Annotated in this window: 23 protein-coding genes, 1 pseudogene and 1 riboswitch; of the genes and pseudogenes, 20 read left to right on the top strand and 4 right to left on the bottom strand. The window is 35.9% G+C overall.

All coding sequences use genetic code 11. The features are described 5' to 3' along the window. Positions 1-141 (bottom strand): annotated as a pseudogene (locus tag LN736_RS17495) (IS110 family transposase); the annotation flags it as partial. Between the two features lie 532 nt (positions 142-673). Here LN736_RS17495 and LN736_RS17490 point away from each other — a divergent pair. The 12 genes from LN736_RS17490 to LN736_RS17435 all read left to right on the top strand — a co-directional run bounded on the left by LN736_RS17490 (position 674) and on the right by LN736_RS17435 (position 13661). Next, on the top strand, positions 674-1270 hold the full coding sequence (locus LN736_RS17490) for a MarR family winged helix-turn-helix transcriptional regulator (RefSeq protein WP_229982093.1): 597 nt from the start codon (positions 674-676) through the stop codon (positions 1268-1270). Positions 1271-1343: 73 nt separating this feature from the next. Beyond that, positions 1344-1443: riboswitch (TPP riboswitch) on the top strand. A 74-nt stretch (positions 1444-1517) separates the two neighbouring features. Then, complete coding sequence (locus LN736_RS17485; protein WP_150355471.1) at positions 1518-1817, top strand: hypothetical protein; 300 nt, start codon at positions 1518-1520, stop codon at positions 1815-1817. Positions 1818-2082: 265 nt separating this feature from the next. Continuing rightward, positions 2083-2778, top strand: coding sequence for a GntR family transcriptional regulator (locus LN736_RS17480; RefSeq protein WP_268253953.1), 696 nt, complete (start codon positions 2083-2085; stop codon positions 2776-2778). Positions 2779-3230: 452 nt separating this feature from the next. Then, entirely contained in the window at positions 3231-4004 is a 774-nt protein-coding gene (locus LN736_RS17475) for an acyl-CoA dehydratase activase (RefSeq protein WP_179977262.1), read from the top strand. Positions 4005-4023: 19 nt separating this feature from the next. After that, the gene (locus tag LN736_RS17470) at positions 4024-5262 is read left to right on the top strand and encodes a 2-hydroxyacyl-CoA dehydratase subunit D (protein ID WP_229982092.1); all 1239 of its coding nucleotides are present in this window, start codon (positions 4024-4026) and stop codon (positions 5260-5262) included. 1 nt (position 5263) lies between these two features. Beyond that, positions 5264-6394: a 2-hydroxyacyl-CoA dehydratase subunit D gene (locus LN736_RS17465; protein WP_150355474.1), complete on the top strand. Its 1131-nt coding sequence runs from the start codon at positions 5264-5266 to the stop codon at positions 6392-6394. Positions 6395-6437: 43 nt separating this feature from the next. Next, positions 6438-8054 carry a class I adenylate-forming enzyme family protein gene (locus LN736_RS17460; protein ID WP_229982091.1) on the top strand — a complete coding sequence of 539 codons (1617 nt, stop codon included), beginning with the start codon at positions 6438-6440 and terminating at the stop codon, positions 8052-8054. Then, positions 8023-9162: an acyl-CoA dehydrogenase family protein gene (locus LN736_RS17455; protein ID WP_229982090.1), complete on the top strand. Its 1140-nt coding sequence runs from the start codon at positions 8023-8025 to the stop codon at positions 9160-9162. The genes LN736_RS17460 and LN736_RS17455 overlap by 32 nt, the downstream gene beginning before the upstream one ends. A gap of 18 nt (positions 9163-9180) precedes the next feature. Continuing rightward, on the top strand, positions 9181-9966 hold the full coding sequence (gene etfB, locus LN736_RS17450; RefSeq protein ID WP_229982089.1) for an electron transfer flavoprotein subunit beta: 786 nt from the start codon (positions 9181-9183) through the stop codon (positions 9964-9966). Positions 9967-9985: 19 nt separating this feature from the next. Further along, entirely contained in the window at positions 9986-11167 is a 1182-nt protein-coding gene (locus LN736_RS17445) for an electron transfer flavoprotein subunit alpha (protein WP_150355478.1), read from the top strand. Between the two features lie 21 nt (positions 11168-11188). Further along, positions 11189-12418, top strand: coding sequence for a CaiB/BaiF CoA transferase family protein (locus LN736_RS17440; RefSeq protein ID WP_407647199.1), 1230 nt, complete (start codon positions 11189-11191; stop codon positions 12416-12418). 274 nt (positions 12419-12692) lie between these two features. Further along, positions 12693-13661: a 2-keto-3-deoxygluconate permease gene (locus LN736_RS17435; protein ID WP_229982087.1), complete on the top strand. Its 969-nt coding sequence runs from the start codon at positions 12693-12695 to the stop codon at positions 13659-13661. Between the two features lie 199 nt (positions 13662-13860). Here LN736_RS17435 and LN736_RS17430 read toward each other — a convergent pair whose 3' ends face one another. Then, positions 13861-14412: a cysteine hydrolase family protein gene (locus LN736_RS17430; protein ID WP_229982086.1), complete on the bottom strand. Its 552-nt coding sequence runs from the start codon at positions 14410-14412 to the stop codon at positions 13861-13863. 55 nt (positions 14413-14467) lie between these two features. Further along, positions 14468-14827 (bottom strand): winged helix-turn-helix transcriptional regulator, encoded by a 360-nt coding sequence (locus tag LN736_RS17425; RefSeq protein WP_150355482.1) that lies wholly within the window; start codon positions 14825-14827, stop codon positions 14468-14470. 329 nt (positions 14828-15156) lie between these two features. On the opposite strand from LN736_RS17425, the gene LN736_RS17420 reads away from it, so the two are divergent. Beyond that, on the top strand, positions 15157-15660 hold the full coding sequence (locus tag LN736_RS17420) for a nitroreductase family protein (RefSeq protein ID WP_150355483.1): 504 nt from the start codon (positions 15157-15159) through the stop codon (positions 15658-15660). Between the two features lie 436 nt (positions 15661-16096). On the opposite strand, the gene LN736_RS17415 is transcribed toward LN736_RS17420, so the two are convergent. Further along, a complete protein-coding gene (locus LN736_RS17415) occupies positions 16097-17209 on the bottom strand; it encodes an alpha/beta fold hydrolase (protein ID WP_229982085.1) in 1113 nt (370 codons plus the stop codon). 159 nt (positions 17210-17368) lie between these two features. Between LN736_RS17415 and LN736_RS17410 the strand changes: the two genes are divergently transcribed. From LN736_RS17410 to LN736_RS17375, 7 genes are all read left to right on the top strand, one after another. Then, positions 17369-17929, top strand: a complete 561-nt coding sequence (locus LN736_RS17410; RefSeq protein ID WP_229982084.1) for a TetR/AcrR family transcriptional regulator — start codon at positions 17369-17371, stop codon at positions 17927-17929. Between the two features lie 198 nt (positions 17930-18127). After that, positions 18128-18853, top strand: a complete 726-nt coding sequence (locus LN736_RS17405; RefSeq protein ID WP_229982083.1) for a LytR/AlgR family response regulator transcription factor — start codon at positions 18128-18130, stop codon at positions 18851-18853. A 1238-nt stretch (positions 18854-20091) separates the two neighbouring features. After that, complete coding sequence (locus LN736_RS17395; RefSeq protein ID WP_229982095.1) at positions 20092-20325, top strand: AbrB/MazE/SpoVT family DNA-binding domain-containing protein; 234 nt, start codon at positions 20092-20094, stop codon at positions 20323-20325. After that, positions 20322-20480, top strand: coding sequence for a hypothetical protein (locus LN736_RS17390; RefSeq protein WP_326839099.1), 159 nt, complete (start codon positions 20322-20324; stop codon positions 20478-20480). The genes LN736_RS17395 and LN736_RS17390 overlap by 4 nt, the downstream gene beginning before the upstream one ends. Before the next feature lie 849 nt (positions 20481-21329). Further along, entirely contained in the window at positions 21330-21590 is a 261-nt protein-coding gene (locus LN736_RS17385) for a hypothetical protein (RefSeq protein ID WP_229982082.1), read from the top strand. 7 nt (positions 21591-21597) lie between these two features. Then, the gene (locus tag LN736_RS17380) at positions 21598-21795 is read left to right on the top strand and encodes a hypothetical protein (RefSeq protein WP_229982081.1); all 198 of its coding nucleotides are present in this window, start codon (positions 21598-21600) and stop codon (positions 21793-21795) included. 138 nt (positions 21796-21933) lie between these two features. Then, positions 21934-22061: transposase (locus tag LN736_RS17375; RefSeq protein WP_229982094.1), on the top strand; the 128-nt coding region annotated here is incomplete at its 3' end.

Here is a 22061-nt window from a genome sequence, read left to right as displayed (position 1 = left end):
CAGACCCCTCGTGTAGGTAGAAAAGCGATGGCTCTTGTAGGTAGTAATACCTATAGAATTAGTAGTTGCAATACAAGCAACTATAAAAGTTTTGTGGACATCAATTCCACAACAGATTTTGTACACGATTTTCAAAGCCATATGGGACTCCTTTCTGAACTAAGAAGTTCTAAAAAATTATAGGGATAAACGACATTGACTGACGGCCTAGCATTTAAACGAGATTGTTTAAACAAAGATAAGGTTACGTACTCAAAGGTACACTTATTTGTGCTTGAAAAGGCAGTCTACACATATAAACATACGGTCGTCTGGCAAGCTAGACAGCCCACTCACCTCCCCGTGATTTGTAGTGTACCGAAATCCCTATGGCTTAATAATAAAACAAAAATTCGCTCAAAGCCAAATATTTTCATTACGTTTTGTGCCTTGAGCTAGGCGAAAGGAATGGATATAAACATGAAAAAATATATAAACTAAAAGTAATAGGGCCACTTGGAAATGTGGAAAAGACTGTTGAGAACATAATTAGACTATTGAAGTTGAAGCAGTAAAAAGTTTTCACAAATTATAGTCATGTACTTGACAAGTTAGTTTTAAATCATTATACTATAGTCAAGTACTTGACAAAAATACCTAGGTAATTAAAATTAGTGAAAGGAAGGTATTTCACATGAGTGAAATAAGAGAAGAAATTTTAGAACAGTTTGTACATCTGCATACATTGCTGCATCGCTGTCAAATGAAAAATTTTAAAAATTTTGGACCATGGGGTAACCCCCACAGAGGACAGGGACGTGTTCTTTCAATTCTGAAGATGAAACCTGAGATCAGCCAGAAAGAATTGACCTATCTTTTAGATATGAGCAGGCAGGCCCTGGCGGAACTTTTGAGTAAACTAGAAAAAAATGGATATATTGAGCGTAAGACGTCAGAGGAAGATCGCCGCAGCTTCAATATAAAACTGACTGAAAAAGGTGCTGCAGCAGCCGGTAAGATGGACGATGATACATCGCCTGAACTGGATAAGGTGTTTGACTGTCTGAGCGATGAGGAACTGTCCAACCTCAGTGAATATCTCAAGCGTATTATTGAAGGGCTTCAAAAGCAATTCGGAGGCGACAACGAGGATTTTCGCAAACAGATGCTGGAGAAATTTATGGAACATGGCCATCACCTTAGAGAATACGGAGATGTTTTCTTTGGAGGCGGATTTCATCATGGGTGGTGCGGCAGACATGACAAAGACATGGAAAAAGAGAGAGATTGATATTGTTTCAGCTGTTTTAGCAAAAGATTTGACCAAAGTATAATATATGAAGATGAAATATAAAATTTAATATATGTGTTTGCAGAGGAACCATTTTGGTTGAGAAGGCTAAAACCTGACTCTTTGAACCTGTTTAAGTTAATACTGGCGTAGGGAGCAAATTAATTATTTTAATAATTATAAAGTGTTTATTGTTTCCCAATAAGCACTTTTTTATTTGATTATATGTAAAAAGGAGAGAGGATAAATGACAAATTTCTTGGAGAATGAAAATGTAGTTAAAAAGCTGGAACAATATTTACAATGTTTTAAAAACAAGAGTATAGGTATAAGTGTAGAAGGTAGATTAAGTAGATTGTTATCTTATAATAAAGCTATATTTTATAAAAATGCTAAAAGTATTGTAATAGACTCGGAACATAAGGATAATAAATTTGAGTTGGAGTTATCTTCTATAAAAAGCTGTACTAAAGAGGTTTGCGGAGGATTACAGGATGTACTGATAATATTGTATGACAATACATATATACAAATTTATAATAAGTAATTAAATTGTGATAAATTTAAAGTGAAAATGTAAATATGGTGTGGACAAGATTTATCCAAAAGTAGTTGCTGCTTAACCTGTCATGCTGTAAAACTGGGAGGTTTAGAACTAGAAATTAATGCCACAGCATTTGCAAATACTGCGGCATTAATTATATAATGATATTTACGGAATTAAAACTTTGTTAAAAATCGTATAGAATGTATAAATTATATAATACTAGTTTTTCTATATGATAATCAAAAAATTTAAAGAGGAGAATGGTATGGATTATATATCAAACAACAAGCAACCAATTAGTGTAAAACAAGTATATAGAAGTATTCGAGATAGAATATTAAATCTTGATTTGGAGCCGGGACAAAAAATTAGTGAAAATCAAATGTGCAGAGAGTATGATGTTTCACGTTTTATCATCCGTAATGTATTTACACGTTTAGATCAATTGGAATTATTAACTGTATATCCGCAGAGGGGAACCTATGTAAGTTTAATCGATATAGATTATATAGATGATCTACTAGTACTTAGAACTGCAGTGGAAAAAGAAGTACTGTATGAAATGTTTACAAAGCTCGAAGAAGATAAGAGACTGTCATTGGTGGAAGGACTGGAAAAAAACTTAAAATTACAAAATAATTGTCGAAATATGACATCATATAGTAAAAATTTTCAAGACTTAGATTCTCAATTTCATAAGATTATAATTGACAGTGTAAAACGTTACAGACTGGTAAAAATTTTGGAGAATCCAATGCTTCATATTATAAGATGGCGTAATTTCGATGTAGCTTTTGTTAATAAAATGCCTGAAATAATAGAAGAACATAAAGCCGTAGCAGATGCAATTAAGGAAAATAATTTAAATAAAGCTCAACATGCTATAGAAAAGCATTTGGAAACTAATGCTGGGATGATTGACAGGGCAAAAAAAGAATATCCCCAATATTTTACAAAATGAAAATTATGTATACAAATGTATATATAGAGGTGTTCAATCATTCGAAAGGAGTAGAATCAATTTAAATAAGCTGTCACGGATGTGAGCTGCTTCATGTCAAGTAGACAAATGAAAAAATAAAAAATTTTTGTATCTCCAGCCATGTTTATTTTGTTGGAGATATTTTTATGCTGCTCTATTATTTAGATAATCCCTAATATTCCAAGGGATTTCAATTCCTGTTTTGTAATAGCTTTGCTGATAAATAAATTAATAACTTCAAATCTTTGTGAAATTATTTACAAATAAAAAAGAATGTGCTACTATATACTTGTGAACTTGTTAACAAGTATACAAGAATACAAGGATACAAGAACGGGATATTATAGGATAAATATATGAATATGTTAATTGATATTGATAAGGATTGATTTACAGAATTTGTATTACAAATAAAGGAGGAATCCTCAAGTATGTATACACTGGGAGTTGATATAGGATCAACAACATCAAAATGTGTCATCTTGAAAGATGGAAAAAAAGTAATTGCTTCTTCCATCGTAACTGCAGGAACTGGAACAAAAGGACCTGATAAGTCAAGAAAAAAAGTATTAGAAAAATCTGGATTGAAACAAGATGATTTAAGATATGTTGTAGTGACAGGATATGGAAGATCTACCTATGCTTATGCTGATGCAGAAATAAGTGAATTAACCTGTCATGCATTGGGGGCTCAGCACGTATTCCCTGATGCAAGGACAATTATTGATATTGGTGGACAAGATGCAAAAGTTCTTAGCTTGAATGAAAAAGGTAGAATGGTAAATTTCTTGATGAATGATAAGTGTGCAGCAGGAACAGGAAGATTTTTGGATGTTATGGCTAGGATTTTGCAGCTGGATATTGGTGATTTGGAAGTCAAGGCGGCAGCGGCAAAACATCCTGTTAAAATTTCCAGTACCTGTACTGTATTTGCAGAATCGGAAGTGATATCTCAATTGGCAGCCGGAGTTGAATTGAATGATCTTGTTGCCGGAATCTGCAGCTCTGTAGCAAGTCGAGTTGCCTCTCTTGCAAAGCGTATTGGGATAAGGGAAAAGGTTTGTATGAGCGGCGGTGTAGCTCGCAATGGCGGGGTTAGAGATGCCATGTCAAAGGAACTGGGAGTAGAAATTTTTTATTCACCTTCTGCTCAATTGATGGGTGCACTTGGTGCAGCATTAGCTGCTTATAATAAAGTGAATTAAAAAGAAGGAGGAGTTAGAAATGGCCGAAGAAAAGAAAAAGAAGAAAAGAAGGATTTTGGATCCTAATTCAGCTGCATATAAGCTGAATCAGATTATTGTAAACCATTATAAAGGAGTTCAGGAGGCAAAAGACAGGGGAGAAAAAATTGGATGGTGTGCAAGTAACTTTCCACAGGAAATTTTTCAGACAATGGGAATTAAAGTCTGTTATCCGGAAAATCAGGCAGCGGCAATTGCGGCCAGAGGAGCAGGTGAAAGATTATGTTCCGAAGCAGAGAGCGAAGGCTATCCCAATGATATTTGTGCCTATGCAAGGATAAGTCTTGCCTATACAAAATTGAAGGATGTCAAAGAACAGAATATGCCGCAGCCGGATTTTCTATTATGTTGTAACAATATTTGCAACTGTATGATCAAATGGTATGAATGTATTGCCAAAAAACTAAATATACCGCTTATTTTAATAGATATACCGTTTAATCCTGATTATGAAGTATCGGATGCCCAGGTTGCCTATATCAAAAGTCAGTTTATAGATGCAATTAAACAGCTGGAAAAAATAACGGGAAAGAAATGGGACAACAATAAATTCAAGGAAGTTATGAAAATCTCAAATCGTACTTCGAGAGCATGGCTTGAAGCTACCAGTTACACTAAATATCAACCTTCTCCATTAAATGGTTTTGATTTGTTGAACCACATGGCAGTGGCAGTATGTGCAAGGGGAACGGTAGAAGCTGCAGAGGCATTTGAAACTTTAGTTGAGGAATACAAAAAGGCTGTTAAAGAAGGTACAAGCACTTTCCGCGCAGATGAGAAATATAGAATTATGTTTGAGGGAATTGCATGCTGGCCTTATCTTCGTGTTACATCTAAAGGTCTTAAATCCAGGGGAATAAATATGGTAGCAACAATTTATGCAGATGCCTTTGGATTCTTATATGATGATTTTGACGGCCTTGTAAAAGCTTATTGCAGGGTTCCCAATGCTATAAATCTGGAACTTGCCCGTGATAAGAGAGTTGCCCTGGCCAAAAAAACTGGAGCAGAAGGTTTGCTAGTACATACCAATAGATCCTGCAAACTCTGGAGCGGATTCATGTATGAAATGAGCCGACAGATTGGAGAAGAATGTGATATACCTGTTGCATCCTTTGATGGAGATCAAGCTGATCCACGTAATTTCTCGGAAGCCCAGTATGAAACCCGTGTGCAGGGATTAACTGAAATTATGGAAGCAAATAAGGGGGACAAATAAAATGGATGTATTAAATAAATTGTTAGCGGAATTTCATGATATTGCTGAAAACCCGGATAAGCAGCTTCAGTATTATCTTAGTGAAGGTAAGAAAGTGGTTCTCTGTGCACCTGTGTATACACCTGAGGAAATTGTACATTCTATGGGAATTGTTCCGATGGGAGCCTGGGGTGCAGATATTGAGATAAAGGAAGCCAAAAAGTATTTTCCTGCATTTATATGCAGTATAATGCAATCTATTTTGGAACTCGGAATTACCGGCAAGTATAGAGGAGTATCAGCTATTCTAATACCTTCCCTATGTGACTCACTGAAATGCCTTGGACAAAACTGGAAATATGCAGTGAAAGATATTCCTTTTATACCAATGACTTATCCGCAGAACAGAGCCAGCGAAGGAGGAAAAAAATTTACCAGAGCTGGATATGAGAGAGTTATAAAAGATCTTGAAAAAGCAACTGGATCATCTTTCTCTGAAGAATCACTCTGGAATTCCATCAAAATCTACAATGCACACAATGCTGCAATGAGAAAATTAAGTGATCTGCTTGTTGAGTATCCACAAATAACCGTTTCGCAGAGAAGCGACATATTCAAGAGTGCATATTTTATGGAAAAAGAAAAACATACTGAATTGGTAAATAAATTTATACAGGCTTTGAGAGAAAGCGGTAAAGGAAAAGATAGAAAGATCAAAATTGTCACATCTGGAATTTTGGCTGACAGTAGAAACCTGTTGAATATTCTGGATGACAATAATATGCAGGTTGTGGGAGATGATATTGCAGATGAATCACGTCAGTATAGAGTAGATACGGACACAGAATCTGAAAAGTCGTCTCTGGACGCACTTAGTGCAAAATTTTCTAATATGGGTAATTGCTCTGTATTATATGATGTGGACAAGAAAAGGGCTGACTATATTGTAAATTTGGCAGAGCGTACGGGTGCGAATGGGGTAATTATTTTCATGACCAAGTTCTGTGACCCCGAGGAATTTGACTGTGTATTTGTAAGAAAAGCCCTTGATTCAGCAGATATTCCAAGTACAGTGATTGAAGTTGACAGGCAGATGGCTAATTATGAACAGGCTAAAACAGCAATCCAAACTTTTAAAGAAATGCTTAGTTAAGTTTTAGATTATTTACCTTAATTAGAAAAGGAAGATCTGATATATGAGATTGGAAAATATAACAATAGGGCAAGTTTTGTTACAGAGGTTGAAAACTATGGCAGACGAAAGTGCATTTGAATACAGGGATGTTTTTTATACCTGGAGAGATTTAGACGAACTTTCCGATGTATTTGCAGTTAAATTCCTGAAGCGCGGCATTAAATACAATACTCATGTTGCCATTTGGGGCGGCAATACTCCAAATTGGATAATTACCTATGTGGCATTAGCTAAAATTGGAGCTGTATCCGTGTTAATAAACCCAAGATATAAGGAAGAAGAATTAGCTAAAACTTTTGAATATTCAGATGTAGAGTATGTTTGTTATGGTGATTGCTGCAGCAATAGTAAAAACATTATAAACTGTTTGAATAATAGAAATATAGGTAAAGTAAAAGAATACATGTATATGGGCAAAAATGAACATCATGGGGAAAATAGAGATCAGATCTTGAAAAATCTAAATCCTTCTGATGTGGAAAATCTAAAAGAAGCGGAAAATAAAGTCACTCCACAGCATATTGCCAGCATTGTATTTACATCAGGCACTACATCTTTTCCAAAAGGTGTTATGCTCACTCACTACCAGCTTGTAAATATTTCAAGGGAAGCGGTGGAACAGATGAAGTGGGAAGCAGGTGACAGAATGTGCATGTCAGTTCCCTTATTCCACTGCTTTGGATTGAGTACTGGTTTTCTTGCCAGCTTGAGAGTGGGATTTTGCATTTATTTGATGCCGGAGCTTCATACCTCCTGTATTTTGAAATGTATCCACAAGTATAAAATTACTATTTTAAATGGCGTGCCTACAATATTCTTGGCCCTGCTGAGCAATCCCGAGAGGAGGAAATATGATCTGTCCTCTTTGAAGTCGGGAATTATAGCCGGATCAAAAGTATTTAAGGAAGATTATTTAAAGATATGTAAAGAGCTGAAGTTTGAAAAGCTGCAGCAGTCCTATGGACAGACGGAAACGTCTCCCTGTGTTACTTTCAATGGTTATGATGATTCAATGAATATTAAATGTATTTCCGTGGGGAAGGTGATCCCCAATGTGAAAATAAAAATTGTCAGTACAAAAGACGGACGTGATTTGGGGCCTTATGAGGCCGGAGAAATCCTGGTTAAGGGCTTCAATGTAATGAAGGGATATTATAAATGCACAAGACAAAATTGCGAAAAGGTTAAAGGAGGATGGCTCTATACGGGAGATATCGGCTATGTCGACAACTGTAGAAACCTTTATATTACGGGAAGAAAAAAAGATATCATAATAAGATCTGGAGAAAATATATCACCTGTGGAAATAGAAGAAATAATTCTAAGGTACCCTGGTGTTCTTCAAGTAAAGGTATTTGGAATACCTGCACCTGTCGTGCAGGAGGAAATATCAGCCTGTATTGTTGCAGAGAATGAAAAACTGGATGTAGATGGTCTTGTGAGATATTTAAAAAAACATATTGCTGATTATAAGGTTCCAAAATATATTTATACTTTTAAAGAATTCCCAACGAATCTTAATGGGAAAGTGAATGTAAAACAGTTAAAAAAAGAAATTCAAAGGAAGGTAAGTAAGGAGGAAGATTATGATTTTAACAGAACAGCATCAACTGATTAGAAAACTGGCAAGAGGTTTTGCTGAAAAAGAACTTACATCGGATATTTTGGATGAAGTTGAAGCTACAGGAGAATTTCCAGAAGAAATTTTAAAGAAAATGGCCAAGGCAGGTTTTTTTGGAATAAAAGTTCCAAGGGAATTGGGAGGTGCCGGAGCTGATAATCGTGCTTATGTGATTGTAATGGAGGAAATTGCAAGAGTAAGCGGAGTTGCCAGCATATATGTTTCCTCTCCAAATTCTCTTTCCGGAGGTCCCCTGCTGCTGTCAGGAAATGATGAGCAGAAAGAGAAATATCTGAAACCGGTAGTAACGGGAGATAAAAAAATTGCCTTTGCATTGACGGAACCTGGAGCGGGCTCCGATGCAGGTGGTATGTCTACAACGGCAGTGAAAGACGGGGATTATTATGTACTAAATGGTCGTAAAACTTTTATTACAATGGCGCCTTTAGCTGATTTTGCAGTGATCTATGCCAAGACAGACATGAGCAAGGGTACAAGAGGTATTTCCGCTTTTATTGTCGATATGAAACAGGAAGGTGTGTCCTGTGGAAAGCCGGAGGCTAAGATGGGAGTAATCGGATGTGCAACCAGCGACATTATTTTAAATAATGTCAGGGTACATAAGAGCAACCTTCTTGGAGAATTGAACAAGGGGTTTATAAATGCCATGAAAACTCTTGATGTGGGGCGTATTGGTGTGGCATCTCAATCCATTGGCATAGCCCAGGCAGCACTTGATGAATCCATTAAATATGCAAAGGAGAGAAAGCAGTTTGGAAGAAGGATTGGGGATTTTGAAGCAATTGCTTTTATGATTGCGGATATGGCTACAAAGTTAAAGGCAGCTAAAGAATTAGTCTATGATGCTGCATACCTCAAGGACACCAATCAGGATGCCTCGATGGCATGCTCCATGGCCAAGTATTATGCATCGGAAATCTGTAATGAAATCTGTGCAAAAGCCGTCCAGATTCACGGCGGATATGGATTCATAAAAGATTATAAGGTTGAGCGTTTGTATAGAGACTGCAGGGTATTTACTATTTATGAAGGAACATCTCAGGTACAGCAAATAGTAATTTCCAGGAAGCTGTTAAAGAAGTAGGAAGGGGAGTTGTAATTTATGAAGATTTTAGTATGTGTAAAACAGGTACCTGATACAAATGAAGTCAAGATTGATCCCGTAAAAGGAACGTTGATAAGAGAGGGAGTACCTAGTATCTTAAATCCCGACGACGCCAATGCACTTGAGGCTGCATTGACTATAAAAGATGAGAATCCAGGTACAACGGTTGCTGTAATGACCATGGGGCCGCCGCAGGCATCTGTCATGCTGAGGGAATGTCTTGCCATGGGAGCTGATGAAGCGTATTTACTGAGTGATCGTGCTTTTGGAGGAGCAGATACCTGTGCTACATCCACTACTATTGCAGCAGGTATAAAAAAATTCGGACCTGTGGATATCATTTTTGCAGGAAGACAGGCGATAGATGGTGATACGGCCCAGGTAGGACCGCAGGTGGCAGAGAGACTTGGTTTGCCTGTAGTGACTTATGTACAGGATATAAAATTTGATGGAAATAAACTAGTTGTCCAAAGGCAGCTTGAAAATGGATATGAAGTAGTGGAAGCTCAGGTTCCCTGTCTTCTTACAGTAGTGAAGGAACTAAATGAGCCGAGATATATGAGCATTTATAGAATTGTCGATGCCTATAAAAAAGAAATTACTGTGTGGAACCACGAGGATATATCCCTGGATCCGAAAGAATGTGGATTGAATGCATCACCTACACAGGTGTTTCGTTCTTTTACACCACCACCAAAGGGAAAAGGTGAAATGCTGAAGGGATCCGTTAATGAAATGGCATCTAGTCTTATCTTCAAGTTGAAAGAAAAACACGTATTATAAGAAAGGGCGGCTGAGTAAAATGACTATGAGGGTTTTGAAAGATAAATGCAAGGGTTGTACCAAATGTGTGCAGAACTGTCCTTTTGGTGCAATCACTATGAAAAATAAAATTGCTGATATTGGAGGAGCTTGTACTGGATGTGGGGTTTGTGTAGAAATATGCCCCTTTGGAGCAATAGAAAAAGTTGAAGAAGAAAAGAAATCAGTTGATCTGAGTGCCTATAAAGGCGTATGGGTATTTGCAGAACAGCGTCAGGGAAAGATTATGCCTGTAGTTATAGAACTTTTGGGCGAAGGTAAAAAACTGGCGAAAGAAGTTGGAACAGAGCTTTGTGCAGTGCTTTGTGGAAATAATGTAGGAAGACTGGCTGATGAACTCTTTGCCTATGGTGCCGACAAGGTTTATGCGGCAGATCATCCTGAATTGGAAAATTATCGTACCGATGCTTATAGCAAGGTTATTTTTGAAGCTATTTCAAAATACAAACCGGAAATAGTATTGTTGGGAGCTACCCATATAGGACGTGATTTGGGACCCTGCCTTGCTGTAAAATGCAGTACCGGATTGACTGCGGATTGTACTAAATTGGAGATTGATCCTGAAGACAAAAAAATAAAGCAGACAAGGCCGGCTTTTGGTGGGAACCTCATGGCTACTATTGTCTGCCCTAATAATCGTCCTCAAATGTCTACAGTAAGACCTGGAGTTATGGATAAAGCTGTTTATGAAAAAGGCCGTAAAGGACAGCTTGTAAAATTAGATGTTGAATTTGAAAAAGGCGATATCAGGACAAAAGTTGTAGATGTAGTGAAAAAAGTAGAAAATGCAGTTTCACTGACAGATGCAGATATTATTGTATCCGGAGGTATGGGACTTGGAAAACCTGAAGGATTTAAATTGTTGAAACAGCTGGCGGATAAATTAGGTGGAACTATTGCTGCTTCAAGGGCCTGTGTGGATGCAGGGTGGATTGACCACTCCTATCAGATAGGACAAACAGGTACTACTGTAAAGCCCAAAATTTATTTTGCATGCGGCATTTCAGGCGCCATACAGCATCTGGCAGGTATGCAGAATTCCAACTATATAGTTGCCATAAACAAAAATGAGAATGCACCTATTTTCAAGGTGGCTGACTACGGAATTGTAGGTGACTTGTATCAAGTAATTCCTGCAATATTGGAAGAATTGGACAAATAATAAATTTAGGAGGAAATGATTATGAAAAATAAACCATTGGAAGGTGTAAGAGTTATTGAGCTGGCAAACTTTATAGCTGCTGCAACTGCAGGTCGTTTTCTTGCTGATCTGGGCGCAGATGTTATAAAGATAGAAAGCCCAAAAGGAGATCCTATTCGTTATACGGCACCAAGTGAGGGAAGACCTCTGGATATGCATGAAAATACCACATGGGATCTTGAAAATGCAAATAAACGCTGTATTTCATTGAATATGAAAACTCCAGAGGGAAAAGAGGCCTTCTTTAAACTTTTGGATACAGCAGATATATTCATTACAAACTGGAGAGTTCATGCGTTAGAACGTGCCGGAGTAGATTACGAAAGTCTAAAGAGCAGATATCCTAAGCTTGTTTATGCAATGTGCACCGGTTATGGAGAATATGGCCCCGACAAGGATTTGCCTGGATTTGACTTTACTGCCTTCTTTGCAAGGGGCGGTTATCTTGAGACACTGCGTCAAAAAGATTCTGTTCCAATGAATGTGGTGCCCGGATTGGGAGATCACAACGTAGGCATGAACCTGGTAGCCGGAATCCTGGCTGCACTATATCAGGCAAAAACCAAGGGAATAGGGGAAAAAGTTACTACAAGTCTGTTCCAGACTGCTGTTTTCAATATGGGGATGATGGTACAAGCTGCGCAGTATAAGGATATAGGAACGCCATATCCCATTAATGTCCGTGAAGGAAATAATCCACTTCTTGCAGCATGGAAAACAAAAGAAGGAAGATATATACAGACATGTACGCCTGATTATAATACCTATTATAAAAAATTCATGTCTGCAATCGGAAGAGACGATCTGGCTGATTCTGAAAGATATTTTCCAATTCAAAATGTACAAAAGGCAGGAGTGGGCCATGAAGTCTATGATATTGTAATGGAAGCTATCGGGAAGATGACAGTGGAGGAGTGCAGTGAGAGATTGACAAAGGCGGATATACCTTTTGCTCTTGCACAGTCATTAGAGGAAATACTTGAAGATAAACAGGCATGGGCCAATGAATGCTTCTACAGCATGAAATATGATAATGGAAATACCCGAACATTGGTCAGACCACCTGTAAACTTTGCTGAAATGGGAGAGCCGGAGTATGTACGCGGACCTATGATAGGCGAGCAGGGCAGGAGTATCTTGAAGGAAATTGGATATACAGATGATCAAATCAATAAATTAATTGATGACAAGGCACTTTATATCGGGGAATAAATAAATTGTTAATTTCATACCAGTATATATATTATGCAGGCAGTTGACATGATATGTACTGGTATGAAAAAAAATTTTTTAAAAACAGGAATAGATTTTGATAAGGTAAATATGTGGTACATATAAAAAAATACATCCTCAATGGATATAATAGAGGTTTCTGAAAGCTATTACGACGAATTGAAAAACAGGGATGATGTTGAATTTTGAGTAAACCAGAAGATATAAAATTTGATAAAGATGGATTTATGATTTAATATAAGGAGGCTCGTAAATGAAAATTTTAAAAACTGTTGAGAAAGTTCCAGGAGGATTGATGATTATCCCTTTATTCCTCGGAGCAATAATAAATACATGTTTTCCTCAGATAATAAAAATTGGCGGAATTACCACGGCAACTTTTTCTACGGGTGCCCTGGTGTTTATAGGATGTAATTTGTTATGTGTCGGTGCCCAGATAAATCTTAAAGGTGTGGCAGAATCATTAAAACGTGGGACAGTACTTACAATTGGAAAATTTCTTGCAGGTTTTATCCCAGCTATAATTGTAGTGAAGATGTTTGGAAACGATGGAATATTTGGAATTACACCCTTGTTGCTTCTAGCAGCTGTTACGAGTGATAACTGCGGCATATACCTTGGGCTTATGTCCGAGATTGGTGATAAATATGATCTAGGTGCACAGGCATTACTTGGCCTTACTGTAGGCCCACTGTTTACACTGCTTGGATTGGGAGTTGCTGGATGCGGCTTTAATCCCATTGCTATAATTGCATCAGTTGGAACAATGGTTGTAGGTTTTATACTGGGAAATCTTGATGAGGATATAAGGAATTTCTTAAAGAGTGGAATTATGTTCACGCTGCCCTTCTTAGGGTTTTCAGTTGGAACTGGATTGAATATTGTAAACATAGTTAGAGGCGGTTTCACAGGTATTTTGTTGGGAGTATTGGTTATTGTATTGTCATTTATATTTTTGGTTCCTGCGGACAAATTTATACTTCGCCGTCCTGGATATGCAGCTGTTGCAAACTGTTCATCTGCCAGCAGTTCCGTGGCTGTTCCTGCCATTGTAGCTCAGTCAATACCAAGTCTTTCAGGTCAGGTGGCCACTGCTACTACAGCTATTGCTGCATCGGCAGTAATTACTGCAATTTTATGTCCTATACTGACATCTGTTGTGGTTAAAAAGTGGGGATGGGCGAAGAATCCCATTAAGGAAAATAACATAAAAAATGTATAAATGTAGATAGATTTAGAAAAAATTTTAATAAGTAATGTTAATATTGTAACTATTAATAATTAAGAATAAGTAATGTGACACATTTTTCACCTTTAAATATTTTAATATATGGAAATGTGTCACATGATTTTTTGGTGTATACTCCTCTTGAGATAGCTAATCGAGTAAATTCGAACTATGTCTTTAATTACTATTTTCCCTAATGAGCCTGCTTTATCCATCCATCAGCATCCATGATATTTGCAAAACTGTTGTCTAGCGCTGCCATGAAAGTGGCTTGTACTGTTGAGGCAGGAATTATGGTGTTATTCCATATTAAATCTTTTGTTGCACATGCGTTTTCAATAAGTGTAACACTGTAGCCAAAATTTCTAGCGGATCTTACGGTTGTATCTACACACATATGCATCATCATGCCACAGATTACTAAATGATCTACTTTTTGACTGTCAAGCTCTTTTTTCAGGTTTGTCTGAAAGAAACTGTCCGGAGTGTGCTTCATTATTCGCAGTTCTCCATCACTGGGAAATACGCTTTTATGAATTTCCATACCTTTGGTATCTGGCAAAAAGAATGCAGCGTCTTTTTCACTGCTGATGTGCTGGACATGAAATACTGGTAATTCATTTTTACGGAAAAATGCCAGTACCTTGCTGGCATTTATACCAGCCTGATAGGCTTGAGATAATTCAAATTTCCCTCCGGGAAAGTAATCATTTTGTATATCAATCAAGACTAATCCTAAATTCATAGTTAACACCTCCATTAATAAAAATTATAACCTAAGAGGTGAAAAAGTAAATTACTTACTTTTTGGTATGTAAGTCCTTACAGGAGCATATTCCTTTTTGTTCCAGCATATATTCAATACCGATTTCCTGCATTATTTCTACAGCCTGCAGCATTTTCCGCCCTCGCTTCGTCAAAAAATATTCAACGTGCAATGGATATCCCTGGGCACTGATTTTATTAATTATTGTAAATTCACGGAGCTCTTTAAGCTGCTGCAATAGCATTTTTTGTGATATTCCTTCGATGACATGTTCCAGCTGTGAAAAGGTTTTACTACCGTCTTTCAACTGGAATACAATGATGGTTTTCCATTTACCTTTTACAATATCATGTACAATTTCCAGGGGACAAGTATATTCCTGGCGTATTTTCATATTTTGCACCTCACAATCTTTTAGTTATTATATCACAAAAATAAAACAGGGTATGAATAAGTGTATTATGTAATAAACCTTTATTATTTTAGTAAAAAAATATATATGCTGAAGTATGATGAAAGGAATTTTCATCTGAATTGTCCACTTGCGATAATCATCCCGCTGATAGTGCCAGCTGCCTTAATATCTTAAATTGCTCCATATCATGTATATGGATTATTGACTTATACTCAAAGAAGGTGTTAATATATTTCAAAGGATAAGTTCATATGGATTATATATCCATAATGTTAGACCAGCTATAAAAGTCAATAGGAGGTAGTATAATGGATGCTATTTTAGAAAGAAGAAGCATACGAAAATATACGGATAAAACAATTTCTAGGGAAACAATAGAAAAAATTTTGAAGGCAGCTATGTCCGCACCTTCAGCAGGTAACGAGCAACCATGGCAGTTTATTGTTTTAAACGATAAAAATATATTAGATGGTATTACTAAAGTACATCCCTATTCACAAATGCTCAAACAAGCCAGTCATGCCATTGTCATCTGCGGTGATATGAAATTCAAAAAATTTGACGAAGATTTCTGGATACAGGATTGTTCTGCTGCTGCAGAAAATATACTTGTCATGTCACAGGCTCTTGGATTAGGTGCAGTATGGCTTGGGGTATATCCGGCGAAAGAAAGAGTTGAAGGCATTGCTAAGCTGTTAAACCTTCCTGAACAGATAGTGCCTTTTTGTGTAATATCCCTGGGTTATCCCGGAGAAGAGAAACCTGTTGCTGATAGATATAATGAAGAAAGAGTACATTGGAGTAAGTGGTAATAATTGATTTTACGGCAGGAGCGTGTAAAAGATGAAGTTTTTAGCGCTTCATCTTTTTTATTTTTTATAAAATTATTGCATTAACCATTTTGAAGAACGGTTTTGGAAGTAAATGAGTATAAAAAATTTTCAAAAATTATAGTGAAGTACTTGACAAATTAGCTTTAAATTATTATACATACCATCAACTTAGAGAACACGGAGATGTTTTCTTTGGAGGCGGATTTCATCATGGATGGTGCGGCAGACATGGCAATGACATGGAAAAAAGAGAGATTGATATTGTTTCAGGTATTTTAGCAAAAAATTTGACCAAAGTATAATATATAAAAATAGAAGGCAGTAATCCTATAAATTGGATACTGCTTTCTACTTGTTACATAATTGTGTGTACAGATATTAAAATATACAATTTTATCCTTGCAAATAGATTTTCTCAACTCAGAAATTTTTTGATCTCATCAAAGGCAAGGGTAATCTTGTCAGCCTGACAATGCTGTTCTCCGCCGGTTTCTCTGGTAAAGACCTTTGTTGTAATGGAGCCTGCATTGCAGAGTTCCTGCTGAATTTGAGGGAGTCTTGAAATTGGCACATACTGATCATCTTCACCGGCCAGTAGGAGAACGTCCTGGTTGATAAATTGCTCTATGCCTTTCATGCTGTGATGTTTGAAATTTCTGCACAGATCAAAAGGTGTAGTTTCGCCGGTGATTTCGTAACCTTTATTTATTTTCCATGTCAGATCAATATTGCCCTGCATCATCTTGTTTATGAAATTATTGAATTCAGCGGATTTACCGGCTTCAAACAATTTAATGAGTTTATTTCCTATTTCTTTGGGCATTCGATTCATCAATGGATCTAGTCCGGAATAGAAGATATCAAATGCTATTACTTTGTCTATGCGCTTTTCAAAAGCTGCTGCACGCATGACAAGATAACCTCCCCAGGATATGCCGATTGCACTGACACGTTTTAAATTGAAATAATCAATTACTGTCGAAACTGGTTTTTCCCAGTTTGGAATAAACTTCAGCCCGTTTTTTAAAGCTGTACCCTGGCCTGGACCGTCAAAAACAATTATGTTATAGTCTGTATTTTTTAAAAATATAGCTTCTTTGATGATTTCTTCCATATAGGAATCATAGCCTCCAAAAATAATCAGTGTTTTATGTGCGTTTGGGTTGAACAGCTCTACAGCTGGAAGAAAGGAGTTTTCATAGGGAACCTTGTAGCTTTTAAAATCAAAATCATTATAGTATTTGTAAAAGTTTCTGCGGTATCCTTCATACATTTTCTGTTTGTTGGGATCTTCGGGCTGCAGGTAAAATTCAGCTGCCTTGTAATAATTTGAGGCTATGCCGTAAGAACCTTCATTTTTACGTTTCACAGCAAGATATGACCAGTTTTCATACCAGCTGTCAAAATCTTTTAATTTGGGCACTATTTGTTTTAAATCCTCCCTTACCCCGGGATCATTTTCATAATCATAAGTAAAACGAGTTATCTGCAGATCAAATTGTTCATTGCCTGTATATTTTTTGAACATAAGAATACCTCCGTTTAATTGATTGATTTGACCTATGGGCCATTAACTAGAGTATATTGTTATTTTAAAGGACAAACAATTGTTAAAATGATATAATATGTTCGTAATCGAATGAAAAATGTAAAAATGTATTAAATCGAACAAGAGGTGTGAAATTGATTGGCGGAAGATGTGCGTATTTTTAAAACAAAACAAAATATCCAAGCAGCTTTTATCAAATTACTGGGGAAAAAAGATTTTGACAGTATTACAATTAAAAATATATGTGAGGCTTCATTAACAAGCCGTTCTACTTTTTACAGCCACTACACAGACAAATATGATCTTTTGGAAAAAGTTGTGCAGTACTATGTTGATATTGTGAAGAAGAAAGCAAAACTGCGTTTTTTACAAACGGAGAGCGGCGGTGTAGAGAAAATTATAGGCGATGTTTCCCAGATATTTTCACATCGTAAGGAAGAGATAAAGGTATTGCTGAAAGTTCATGTACCCCGGGGGGATCTGCGAGAAGAAATTGAAAAGATTCTTTTTTCACAGTGTCGTTTATATTTACAACAGCATAAAAAATCTACGGATGTTTCACTAGATCTATTGGCTAATCTTTATGTGGCGAATGTTTTTGTGCTTATGACCTGGATACTGGAAAATGGTATGGATAAGAAGGCTATCAATCTTCTGAACAGATTGCAGTATTATTTTTTCACACAAATGTCCCTTTAAGGTTATTACAAAAAATAAAATATAAACAGATTTCTAAACTTCAGGTGGGGTTTTTGACACCACCTGAAGTTTAGAAATCGTTATCCAGGGGCGTAGGGAGCAAATTAATTATTTTAATAGTTATAAAATGTTTATTGTTTCATAATTTTATAAAGTAGTAAAATATAAATAAATACTAAGTCAACAGGATGTGAAATCATGCTCGAAGTTTTGATTTGTGAGGACAACGCGGCCTACAGGGAAAAATTCAAAAAAGCTGTTGAAGACATTATATTAAAGGAGAATATTGATTTAAAAATATCCCTGTGTACCGAAAATCCCATGGAAGTAATTGAATATATAAAAAGGCGGGATATTACAGGTATCTATTTTCTGGATGTGGATTTGAAGTGCAGCATGAATGGCATAAAATTGGGTGAAAAGATAAGAGATTTTGATCCCCGGGGATTTATAATTTTTACTACAGTTCATATGGAAATGAGCTATATGGTGTTTAAATACAAGGTGGAGGCTATGGATTATGTGGCAAAAGACGAGGGGAATTTTACAGACAGAGTGAAAGACTGCCTGCTTAAAGCTTATGGTGATTACTATAGGGAGAGTTCAAAGGACAAGTATATCTCTATAGATGAAGACTGCAGGATTATCAATATAAAATTGAGAGACATCCTTTTTATAGAAACCAGTGCTGCAGCACACAGGATAAGAGTTCATGAAGAAAACAGACAGATTGAATTTTACGGAAGTCTGAAGGATGTACAAAAAAAGCTTACTCCCAATTTTTACAGGTGCCATAAATCCTATATTGTCAACAGGGACAAGATTGCTGAAGTGGACATGAAGTCAAACAGCATAATCATGACAAATGGGGAAAAGTGTTATGTTTCCTTCAGATATAAAAGGGGGCTTAAAGGGTGCTTATAAAAGAATTCCCCTTAAGTAAACTTTTCACGGAGCTTGTGCTTCCTCCTATACCTGTCAGTATATTGTGCTGTATTTCAATATGGATTCTGTCTGGATACAAAACAGACTTTCACAAAGCTGAAAAATATTTTTTAACTTCTTACCTGATAGGAATGGTACTTCAAACAGGCTCTTATGTCATAGTGTTTCCATTGCTCATTGCTGTGACAATAGCTGAATTAAAAAACAGTAAAAATATGATGGATACTTTGAAAGTGCTCATGGCTATATTTTCCATATACTTTATAGAAGTCATGCTCAAAGCCCTTAACGGGGCTTATTTTTACTGGAAAAGCAGTTCCTATATAATAAATTATGCAATGGTGTATGTAGTAGTACTTGCAGGTGTGTTTTTAATATCCCTATTCAAGAATACTGTTTTTAAGGGCAGGAACAGATACGCTAAAGATTCACTCTGGAGAGCAAGGCTCAGATTGATATTTGCTCTGAGCATACCCATAATGGTGAGCATAAGGCTCATATACCCCTATGTGAATTCCAGAAGTTACGGCAGCTTTTCCTTTGTAATAGACTGGTATATACCAATTGCAATACCTCTTTTTTCAATTGTGCTCATACTATTCATAATATACAACTATGAAAAGAGCATAGGCATACAGTTGGAACTAAAAAGGGAAGCTGAAGAAAGGCATCGTCTGGAGGAATATGCCTCTGTAGTGGAAGAAATGTACGGCCAGACGAGAAAGTTCAAGCACGACTATAAAAATATGCTCCTGCCCCTTAAAGGGTATATAGACAGTGGAGATACAAAAGGAATTAAGAAATTTTTTTATGAAAATGTTATGCATATGGATGACCATATAAATTGGAGCAGTACGAATATAGACAAACTTAGGTATGTCAGGATTTCAGCTTTGAAAGCCCTTATATCTGCCAAACTCATAGAGGCACTTTCAAAAAATATAGAGGTGAAAGTAGAGATAGTGGAGGACATATCCAGGGCTGACATGAATATAATGGATTTGTGCAGGATAGCTGGAATACTTATGGACAATGCCCTTAAAGGCGCAGGGAAATGTGACACGCCCCGGATGTATTTTTGTGCCTTCAACAGAGGGTCTTATGTGGTTTTGGTTTTTAAAAACAATTTCAAAGGTGAAAGGCCCGTGATTCATAAAATATGGGAGAAAGGTTTTTCTACTAAAGGAGAGGACAGAGCACGGCAAAAGCATGAAGGAATGTTTATCCATTGGATAAACATTCCTTCATGCTTTTGCCGTGGAGAAAAAGGGCAGATTGTAATACCAAAAGAAGCAAGAGATGTTTTCAACATTAAACCAGGTGACACACTGATTTTGCTGGGGGATGAAGAGCAGGGGATTGCAATTCCACCTCAAAGTATGTTTTCAAAGCTTACACAGATGATTTTTGACGGAAAACTGCCCGATTCCCACAAGGAGGAGAAAAAATGAGCATTTTATCAGTTATGGATTTAAATAAAAAATATGAACGCTTTGAACTGAGCAATGTTTCGTTTAGTTTAGAAAAGGGGACAATTACCGGTTTTATAGGTCGTAATGGGGCATGTGTATATAGACAGCAGTTTAAAAGCTTTATAAATCAATGAGTTATAAAAATTTAAAGACAATTAAACGTATCTATAATCACATTTAAAACGTCATTTGCTCGATATTAATCTGAACAGATGACGTTTTTAAGTTGCTATAGAAGGGAGTTTTACCATGAATAGGTTACTGCCATATTTTAGGTAGAATAGAAAATAAAAAGCAAAAAACTATTTTCTTCATCATTTAAAATCATAGAGAAAACAGTTAGTATAATGTTTTTTTATTCTGCCTAGCTATTGTTTACATTTCTGAATGGGTTTTGAAGAGTGCGAAGAACTTAAGGTTGCCATTGATAAAGGACGTGCAGGAAGGTATGCTTTATCCGGCAGAATAGAAAAATAATTGTAAATTAAATGTTATAAATAAAAAAGAGAAGAAGTATTGAATTTGCTATATTTACTATAAAAGTTTACATTATAGAGCAGGAATTTCTAACATTACAAATATGAATTTATGAATGTTAAAATATGAAAAAGATTTGTAGTAAACTTTTAAGTTTATGCAGATCTTTTTTATTTGTGAATAATTAAAAATTACGGAGTTTTTATCTTTAAAAGAAAAATCATAGATTATTTTACATATTTATGGATAAAGAATACAACTTGTACTATAATAAAAATATGAATTAAATGTTAATTTTTTTGTTGCGCATTATATAAATGATTATGTCTATAATGGGAGGTAACTAACTCATGACTACTCTGAAATAATATATAATTAAATTATAAGGAATAATTGCTAATGTGCTTTAGTTTATATGGTAAGTTTTTTAACAGTCAAGTTATGAGGAAAAACTTTAGTATTTAGGTGTTGAAATATAAGCATATCAAATATGCTGGAGGATATTTATGGATAATATTTTTAATAGTGGATTTACTGAGAAGTCTTTTTTAAATTTGTGTAAGTTAATAACGGAAAGTTTATATGATAAAGTAGTTAAGGCACCGTCAAATACAAATAAAAAGTATAATACCAAAGGCCTTAAATTTAATTATATAGAAAATGGCGAATTAAATGCATGCGTATGGATAAAAGATAATTATGATAATATGCTTATTAACACAGGTACCTTAAGTATACTTTATGCTTTTTTATACTGTATTTTCTAATAAAGGTATGTTTAAGAAAATAGGCGATGCAAATGGCGAATTAAATAATTCGGTTGAGGGAGTTTTTGATCCCAATAATGTGAAATTATATTTTACAGGTGCTCCAAAAGATGAAAACAGATGTATTATAGCAAATCTTACGGCAGCACTGGCTTGTAGGTATATTTTCGCACATGAACTAGGGCATTTAACAAAAAGGGCGTAATTCTCCTATTTTCTATAAGTTGGATATGAATAGTCCTTGTTATTTTAGGTTCGATACCTAAAATAATAACTACTTGACGAATTATTATATATGATGTATTCCAAAATCAGTGGTAAATATATAAATGAGGTAAAATAAATGGATTTAGATACAAATAATCATTCAGTATTCTTATTGAATTATCATTTGGTATTGGTTGTTAAATATAGGAGAAAAGTAATAAATGATAAAATATCAAATAGGCTAAAGGGAATATTTGAGTATAT

This window comes from Clostridium aromativorans (assembly GCF_020908015.1).
Lineage (GTDB): Bacteria > Bacillota > Clostridia > Clostridiales > Clostridiaceae > Clostridium_B > Clostridium_B aromativorans.
Note: the sequence above shows the minus strand (reverse complement) of the source record. Positions and strands in the feature narration are given on the sequence as shown.

Coding starts and splice junctions, on each gene's coding strand:
- LN736_RS17490 (WP_229982093.1), top strand. CDS start 674: ATGAGTGAAATAAGAGAAGAAATTTTAGAACAGTTTGTACATCTGCAT.
- LN736_RS17485 (WP_150355471.1), top strand. CDS start 1,518: ATGACAAATTTCTTGGAGAATGAAAATGTAGTTAAAAAGCTGGAACAA.
- LN736_RS17480 (WP_268253953.1), top strand. CDS start 2,083: ATGGATTATATATCAAACAACAAGCAACCAATTAGTGTAAAACAAGTA.
- LN736_RS17475 (WP_179977262.1), top strand. CDS start 3,231: ATGTATACACTGGGAGTTGATATAGGATCAACAACATCAAAATGTGTC.
- LN736_RS17470 (WP_229982092.1), top strand. CDS start 4,024: ATGGCCGAAGAAAAGAAAAAGAAGAAAAGAAGGATTTTGGATCCTAAT.
- LN736_RS17465 (WP_150355474.1), top strand. CDS start 5,264: ATGGATGTATTAAATAAATTGTTAGCGGAATTTCATGATATTGCTGAA.
- LN736_RS17460 (WP_229982091.1), top strand. CDS start 6,438: ATGAGATTGGAAAATATAACAATAGGGCAAGTTTTGTTACAGAGGTTG.
- LN736_RS17455 (WP_229982090.1), top strand. CDS start 8,023: ATGATTTTAACAGAACAGCATCAACTGATTAGAAAACTGGCAAGAGGT.
- etfB (WP_229982089.1), top strand. CDS start 9,181: ATGAAGATTTTAGTATGTGTAAAACAGGTACCTGATACAAATGAAGTC.
- LN736_RS17445 (WP_150355478.1), top strand. CDS start 9,986: ATGACTATGAGGGTTTTGAAAGATAAATGCAAGGGTTGTACCAAATGT.
- LN736_RS17440 (WP_407647199.1), top strand. CDS start 11,189: ATGAAAAATAAACCATTGGAAGGTGTAAGAGTTATTGAGCTGGCAAAC.
- LN736_RS17435 (WP_229982087.1), top strand. CDS start 12,693: ATGAAAATTTTAAAAACTGTTGAGAAAGTTCCAGGAGGATTGATGATT.
- LN736_RS17430 (WP_229982086.1), bottom strand. CDS start 14,412: ATGAATTTAGGATTAGTCTTGATTGATATACAAAATGATTACTTTCCC.
- LN736_RS17425 (WP_150355482.1), bottom strand. CDS start 14,827: ATGAAAATACGCCAGGAATATACTTGTCCCCTGGAAATTGTACATGAT.
- LN736_RS17420 (WP_150355483.1), top strand. CDS start 15,157: ATGGATGCTATTTTAGAAAGAAGAAGCATACGAAAATATACGGATAAA.
- LN736_RS17415 (WP_229982085.1), bottom strand. CDS start 17,209: ATGTTCAAAAAATATACAGGCAATGAACAATTTGATCTGCAGATAACT.
- LN736_RS17405 (WP_229982083.1), top strand. CDS start 18,128: ATGCTCGAAGTTTTGATTTGTGAGGACAACGCGGCCTACAGGGAAAAA.
- LN736_RS17395 (WP_229982095.1), top strand. CDS start 20,092: ATGTTTATCCATTGGATAAACATTCCTTCATGCTTTTGCCGTGGAGAA.
- LN736_RS17390 (WP_326839099.1), top strand. CDS start 20,322: ATGAGCATTTTATCAGTTATGGATTTAAATAAAAAATATGAACGCTTT.
- LN736_RS17385 (WP_229982082.1), top strand. CDS start 21,330: ATGGATAATATTTTTAATAGTGGATTTACTGAGAAGTCTTTTTTAAAT.
- LN736_RS17380 (WP_229982081.1), top strand. CDS start 21,598: ATGTTTAAGAAAATAGGCGATGCAAATGGCGAATTAAATAATTCGGTT.